This is a genomic window from Kitasatospora sp. NPDC127116, assembly GCF_042677365.1.
GTDB lineage: Bacteria > Actinomycetota > Actinomycetes > Streptomycetales > Streptomycetaceae > Kitasatospora > Kitasatospora lactacystinica.
In genome coordinates this window covers 1-6,562 of the sequence record NZ_JBHXTL010000242.1, presented here as the reverse complement: position 1 = coordinate 6,562, position 6,562 = coordinate 1, and the positions used below count along the sequence as shown (strand labels likewise).

The following is a 6,562-nucleotide window of genomic DNA, read 5'->3' as shown; positions in this document are numbered from 1 at the left end:
CCACCCACAGGGTCGGCAGTCTGAAAATCACCCAGCCCCCGGAGCACCCACCCCCGGAGCCGCCCCCGGCCCCCCACCCTCCCGAGAGCCCCCCTCCCGAAGACCACCCTCCCGAGAGCCCTCCCCCACAGAAGACCCCCGCAAGGCCCGCTCCAAATCCCGCAGAGCCTGCCCCACCAACCGCGTCCCCGCCCTCACCACATCCCGCTGCACCCCCGCCGGCGCCCCCGCCAGCCCCTCCTCCAACCACACCTGGGCGTCCCGCACCGCCCCGAACTCCACCGTCCGCCCCGTCAGCATCGCCCCCGCCGCGAGCGCCGTCGCCAGCCGCAGCTCCTCCGCGTACGCCCCCGCCCCCGGCACCGGCTCCGCGTCCCCCGCCGGCAGGTGGGCCTCCAGCAGCACCGCCGCCCGCCCGAGGGCCCCGACCGCCGCCCGGGCCCGGTCGATCTGGCGCCGGCTCACCCCGGCCAGCCCGGATTCGTGCCGCCCGGGTTCGGCGTCGGCCCGCTGCATCGCCTGGAACAGTTCGGAGCGCGCCTCCCGGGAGTCCAGCAGCGCGCTGCGCACCACCCGTCCGCGCGGCGCCGCCGGCTCCTCGTAGCAGGCGATCACCGCCGCCGCGTACCGTCCGGCGGCCGCCAGCCATTCGGCGAGCCGTTCGCCGAGCCGGGCGGTCTGCCAGGTCGGGAAGAGCGCGTACGTGACGAGTGCGATCGATCCGCCGAGCAGGGTGAGCCCGACCCGTTCGAAGGCCGTCACCAGCGGGTTGCCCTCCTGCAGTCCGAGCAGGAACACCACGTACGTGGAGATCCCGACCGTGGTGAGCGCGTACCCGGTGCGGAACGCCAGGTACGACCCGCCGATGCAGATCACCGCCAGCGCGGCCAGCACCCATTGCCCGGGGTGGGCGAGTTGCACCACGAGCGTCGAGACGGCGACTCCGACCACTGTTCCGGCCAGCCGGGCGACGCCCCTGCTGTAGGTCTGGGCGAAGTCCGGCCGCATCACCATCGCGGCGGTCATCGGCGCCCAGTACCCGTGGTGGAATCCGGCGAGCCGGGCCAGCAGGTAGGCGACGGTGACCACGCCGGCGAGCCGGACGGCGTGCTGGAAGATCGCCGAGCGCGGGTGCAGCTGCCGCCGCACGGCCCGTGCGGCGACCGGCAGCATCCGGGCGATGGTGGGCTTGCGCAGCGCCCCGCCGGCCCCGACGACGGGGGTGGTGATGGTGTCCTCGTCGTTGCGGTCCAGGGTGTCCGCGGCCTTCCGCAGCAGCCCGCCGAGCCGCCGGGCGGAGCGCCGGGCCGCGCCCTGGAGCCGCGGCCCGTCGTCGGAGCCGACCAGGGTGAGCGAGGGCGCGGAGCGGGGGAGCCGGACGGGGTCGCCGGTGCGGATCGCCCGGGCGAGGGCGTCCATGACCTCGGCGGCGGCGGCCAGCACTTCCCGGGCCCGGTCCCGGCCCGGCCCTTCTTCGGGGGCGCCGACCTTGGGGTCGGCGAGTGCGGCGAGGGTGGGCCGGATGCGCTCGGCGATGCCGCGCAGTCCGCGCAGCTCGGGCGGCCGGTGGCGGTCCTGCCAGGGGGTGAGGGCGGCGGCGTGGCGGGCCGTCATGAACGGCTCGGGGTCGACGTGCGCGGTCGGGTCCTGTCGCAACCGGCGGGCGTAGTCGGCGAGTTCGGCGTAGGTGTCGGCGAGGGCCTCCCGTTGGGCGGTCCAGCTGCCGATCGGCCAGACGGTGATGACGGTGGCCTGGGCGACTCCGCCCAGGGCGGCGACGAGCCCGTGGCCGAGCGCGGTGACCGTGCTGACCGGGAGTTGCACGACGATCAGCATCACCGAGACGGTGTTGGTGGCGACCACTCCGGCGGTGGGCCCGATCGCCCAGGCCAGTCCGGCGCCGAAGGCCCACACCGCGAGCAGCACCGGGAAGAGCCCGGGGACGCCGGCGGCCAGGTAGCCGAGGAAGGTGCTGATGCCGAGTCCGGCCCCGGCGGCGACGGCGAGGCTGGCCCGGGGCCGGAAGCTGCGCTGGAAGGTGGCCGAGCCGGCGATGAACGCGCCCATCGCGGCCGAGGTGGCGAGCGCGACCCCGCCGAGCGCGAGGGTGGGGAAGAGCACCAGCGCCACCGCGACGGCCCCGCGCACCGCCCGCTTGGGGTCGGTGAGCGCCCGGTCCAGGGTGAGTCCGGTCCGCGCGGTGTCACGAAGTGCGGCGAACCAGGACATAGCGACATCCTAGGCCGGATACCTCCGCCGGATCCGGCTCAGCCGCGCCGCCGCCCACAGCAGTGCCCCGGTCGGCAGGAACACCGCGTCCGCCGCGATCATCGCGAGCGAGAAGACCGGCAGCCCGAGCACGACCGCGATCCCCGCGTGCTCCAGCATCATGACGGCCAGCAGGCCGTTCTTGACCCGCCGGTTGAGCAGCGTGAACGGGAACGCCACCTGGAGGATCACGGTGCCGTAGGAGATCAGGAAGACCGGCAGCAGCGCCGAGCCGACCAGCGCGGACAGTCCCGGCCAGGGCGTGAAGTAGTCCAGGTGCAGCGGGTAGTACAGCGCGGTGCCGTCCTGCCAGCGCGAGCCCTGCACCTTGTACCAGCCGGCCGTGGCGTAGATCAGCACCACTTCGACGGCGATCACCAGCATCGCGCAGTTGTGCACCATGTTCGCCAGCGCGTCGAGGACCGCCCGCGGCTCGCCGTCCGGCCGCAGCCGGCCGAGCGTCCACCAGAGCCCGGCCGCCGTCCAGCTCGCCCAGAACAACGGGGACCAGCCGAGGTACGGGAAGGCCCGGTCGGTCCAGGTCAGGGTGTCCCCGGCGAAGCCGCCGAACTGACAGGCCGCCAGGGCGGCTCCGAGCACCGCCCAGAGCACCACTCCGGTCCGCCCGGGTCCTCGGCGCCGGGCGTCCAGCGACCAGACCTCGGCGCAGCGGGTGAAGACCAGGTAGACCGCCATCAGGTGGACGACGTTGTCGCCGCCGTCGCCGAGGAAGACGTCGCGGTTCTGCAGGGACAGCACGGTGACCAGGAACAGCACCGTGCTCGCCCTGGTCCGCCAGCCCAGCAGTACGGCCAGGGCGGCCAGCACGGCCAGGTGGTAGACCAGCTCGGACCAGAGCCGGCCGCCGAACCAGGGCAGCACGGTGAACGCCCCGTTGTCGGCCAGCAGCCGTTCGGCCAGCTCCGCCGACCAGGGGGAGAGGTCGCCGTACAGCACCCGCCGGTGCGGCCACTCGCGCAGCAGGTAGGCCAGCCAGACCAGTCCGAAGCCGATCCGCACCACCGCCGCCTGGTGGCGGCCGAGCGCCCGTCCGGTGAACGCCTCGGCGGCCCGGCCGAGCGGGGCCCGCGGCCCGCGTGCCGCCCCCGCCGCCCCGGACTCCACCGGCCGCGCGGCCCCGGTCTGCCGGGGCACCCCGCCGTCCGGCCCCGCCCCGTCCGGTGCCGCCCCGTCGGGTGCCGCGGTCCGCACCGTCGCCTCGTTCATCCGAGCAGCCCCCGGTAGTCCTCGTCCGTCACCGGCCACCACGGCAGCTCCCGCACCCGGGGCGCCGCCGGCGCGGGCTCGCCGCTCCAGGACGGCGGCGGGACGGTGGCCGCGGTCGACCGGAACTGGATCTCCACGACCCGCCCGCCGTCCGCCTCCCGGCCGATCCGCTGCAGGGCGATCCGCTTGAGGTACTGCTCGGCGAGCCTGCCGCGCGGGGAGGCCGGGGTCTCGTCCTGCGGGTTGTGCGAGCCGTCGTAGAAGTCCCAGGCCCGGCGCAGCAGGTTCTGCTCGACGTGGCTGGGCGCCGGGTTGCCCCGTATCGCGGCGACGTCCTGGGCGGTCAGCCCGATCCAGTCGTGGGTGCGGGTGGACCCGTCGGGCGCGGCGGTGCGGATCCGGGCGTCCACGCTCACGTTCTGCTGGAGCGGGTTGGGCGCGAACAGCTTCCAGTTCTGCTCGAACTCCGGGTACACCACGCCGTCGAGTTCGTCCCGGTACTGCCGGGACACCGAGTTGGCGGGCGCGACGTGCAGGAACACCGCGGCGAGGAACAGCCCGGTGCCGCCGGCCAGCACCGACCCGGCGAAGCCGAGGACCAGCTGCGCGGGCCTGGACCAGGTCCTCCCGGCAGCCGGCCGGTCCGTCGTCTCGGTCATGGCCTCCCCCGACCGGTCGGCGGGCGCCACCGGCCCGGTGCCGGCGCGCTCGCGCGCGCCCATCCTGCCGCACGGCACGGGCGGCGGGTGCCGGGCCGTCAGAGGACGAAGGCCTCCTGGCCGGTGCTGCTCACCATCGGACGGCCCGCACCCTGCCAGGCGTGCATCCCGCCGTCCACGTTCACCGCGTCCCGGCCCTGCTGGACCAGGTACTGGACGACCTGCGCGGAGCGGCCGCCGACCCGGCAGAGCACGTACAGCTTCTCCTCCGGCAGCTCGCCGAGGCGGGCGATCACCTCGCCGATCGGGATGTGCAGGGCGCCGTCGACGTGGCCGGCGTCCCACTCGTCCTGCTCGCGCACGTCCAGCAGGGCGGCGTCGGCGGGCACGGCGGCGGCGTCGGCGGAGGGGATCTGCGGGAACATCGTGTGGCTCTCCTGGGATTCGCGGGGATGCGTGTCATTGTCGCCCACCGGCGCCGTGCCCCGGCCGCCGGAGGCCGGGCCGTCCGCCGGGGCCGGGCCGCCGAGCAGCCGTTCCAGCTCGGCCCGGCGCTCGGCGGCCTTGGCCAGCAGTTCCTCGGCGAGCTGTTCCAGCAGCCGGTCCGGGTCCTGCGGGGCCAGGGCGAGCAGCTGGCCCATCGGGGTCTGCTCCAGCCGGACCTGCTCGGTGGCGGTCTCGGTGATCTTGGCGGTCAGCCAGTCCAGCCGGCGGCGCAGCCAGTCCGCGCGGTCGGGCGCGTCGACGGCGGGCGCGGCCTGCGGCGCGGTGGACCACTCGGCGGCCAGGGCCCCCAGGGCGGTCGCGTCCCCGTACGCGTAGGCCTCGTTGACCCGGGCCAGGAAGGCGGCCCGGCGCTGCTGCTCGGCCGGGTCGGTGGTCAGGTCGGGGTGGGCGCGGCGGACCAGCTCGCGGTAGATCCGCTGGGCGTCCTTGCCGGGCCGCACCCGCTCGGGTGCGGCGGGCGGCGGGGCCGCCTCCCCGTCCTGGCCGGCCTGCTCGCGCACCGAGTCGAAGAGCGCGTCCAGGTCCGGCAGGTCCTCGACCTGCTGCCGTGCCTCGGCGGCCCGGCGCAGGTCCTCCGGCCGGCCGGTGCGGGCCGCGACGGCCTCGGCGACCAGCGCGTCCAGTTCGTCCAGCCGGGCGTACAGCGGGCCGAGCAGCTGGTGGTGGATCAGCGCGAAGTTGTCGATCTCGACCCGCAGCGTCTGGACGTCCACGTCCATGCTGAGCCAGGCGAGCTCGGCGGCGGCGACCCGCTCCTCCAGTGCCTGCTGCTCCGGGTCCGTCCAGCGGGCGGGGCTCTGCGCGCTCACTTGTCGCCTCTGTCTCGTCCGGCCGGATGCGTCCTGCGGACCACCCGTACGGGCGGTCCGGCCTGCCACCCTACCGCCGTGGTCGCGGGCCCCGTCCGGGTGAACCGGGGGCACGAACCGGCGTGCGGCACACGACACGCAACCGATCCTGAGGAATCTCCCCGTTTCGGTGTCGAGCCCGGCCCGGTCCGTGCTTCGCTGGTATCCGCACAGCGTGCCTTCCTCCGGAGCGACGGCCGCCCCCGGGCGCGGCGGCCAGGCGGGAGCAGAGCGAATCCATGGTGGCCGAGTCCAACTCCACACCGCGGCCGGCGGGCGACGGAACCGCGCCGGGCGACCACCCGACGGGTGTGGCCGCCCTGGTCCGGCTCGTCCCCGTCCTGGTCGACCGGTCCGGCCGGATCGCCCAGTGGGGCCGGGCCGCCGAGGAACTCTTCGGCCACCGCGCCGAGGTCGCCCACGACCGCCCGGCCTCCGGCCTGCTGCCCGCCCTGGAACCCCGGGCGCGCGAACGCTGCTCCGTCCGCCGCCCCTGCGACGCGTTCGACACCCTCGCCGAGCGGACCGCCGACGGCCGCCCCTGGGCCGGCCGGCTGACCGTCACCGACCGCGAGGAGCACCAGCGCGACGTGCTCTGGTGGGCCTACCCGCTGCCCGGCCCGGCCGGCGGACTGCTGGCGCTGGCCGCCGACGCCCGCCCGCTGCGCTCCACCGGGCCGCGGCTCGCGCTCGGCGAGCGGCTGCTCCCCTTCGCCGCCGCGCCCGGCGCCCGGGGCGGCTTCCACACCCTGACCGCGGCGCTCACCCCGGCCGGTCGGCCGGTGCCCGAGCCGCTGGCCCGGCTGCTGCCCGCCGGCCACCGCGCGGCGCTGCTGGCCGCGCTGGACCGGGGCGGACTGCCCGCCCTGCGGCTGGACCCGGCCACCGTGCTGCCGGTGCTGCCCGCCGACGCGCAGACCGGTACGGCGCACGCGGCCGCCGGCCTCGGCCGCCGCTACCCGACGCCCCAGCAGCGCGCCGCCCGGGTCGGCCCGCCGCCGCAGCCCGAACAGGGCGCGCCCGGCCGCCGGCCGCCCGGCCCGCTGCCCGTCC

At 76.4% G+C, this 6,562-nt stretch carries 4 protein-coding genes and 1 pseudogene; 1 reads left to right on the top strand and 4 read right to left on the bottom strand.

The window, feature by feature from the left end; all coding sequences use genetic code 11:
• Nucleotides 1-27: 27 nt before the first annotated feature.
• The 4 genes from ACFVHV_RS42830 to ACFVHV_RS42815 all read right to left on the bottom strand — a co-directional run bounded on the left by ACFVHV_RS42830 (nt 28) and on the right by ACFVHV_RS42815 (nt 5,470).
• Nucleotides 28-2,229 (bottom strand): FUSC family protein, encoded by a 2,202-nt coding sequence (locus ACFVHV_RS42830; RefSeq protein ID WP_359912179.1) that lies wholly within the window; start codon nt 2,227-2,229, stop codon nt 28-30.
• Between the two features lie 9 nt (nt 2,230-2,238).
• On the bottom strand, nt 2,239-3,495 hold the full coding sequence (locus ACFVHV_RS42825; RefSeq protein WP_380359157.1) for an HTTM domain-containing protein: 1,257 nt from the start codon (nt 3,493-3,495) through the stop codon (nt 2,239-2,241).
• A complete protein-coding gene (locus tag ACFVHV_RS42820) occupies nt 3,492-4,154 on the bottom strand; it encodes a DUF5819 family protein (protein ID WP_359912184.1) in 663 nt (220 codons plus the stop codon). The genes ACFVHV_RS42825 and ACFVHV_RS42820 overlap by 4 nt, the downstream gene beginning before the upstream one ends.
• A gap of 98 nt (nt 4,155-4,252) precedes the next feature.
• A complete protein-coding gene (locus ACFVHV_RS42815; protein WP_380359154.1) occupies nt 4,253-5,470 on the bottom strand; it encodes a rhodanese-like domain-containing protein in 1,218 nt (405 codons plus the stop codon).
• 278 nt (nt 5,471-5,748) lie between these two features.
• Between ACFVHV_RS42815 and ACFVHV_RS42810 the strand changes: the two are divergent.
• Nucleotides 5,749-6,562: pseudogene (locus ACFVHV_RS42810) on the top strand (hypothetical protein); the annotation flags it as partial.

Excerpts from the sequence above, each read along its gene's own strand:
- ACFVHV_RS42820 (WP_359912184.1), bottom strand. The coding sequence starts at position 4,154 with ATGACCGAGACGACGGACCGGCCGGCTGCCGGGAGGACCTGGTCCAGG.
- ACFVHV_RS42830 (WP_359912179.1), bottom strand. The coding sequence starts at position 2,229 with ATGTCCTGGTTCGCCGCACTTCGTGACACCGCGCGGACCGGACTCACC.
- ACFVHV_RS42825 (WP_380359157.1), bottom strand. The coding sequence starts at position 3,495 with ATGAACGAGGCGACGGTGCGGACCGCGGCACCCGACGGGGCGGCACCG.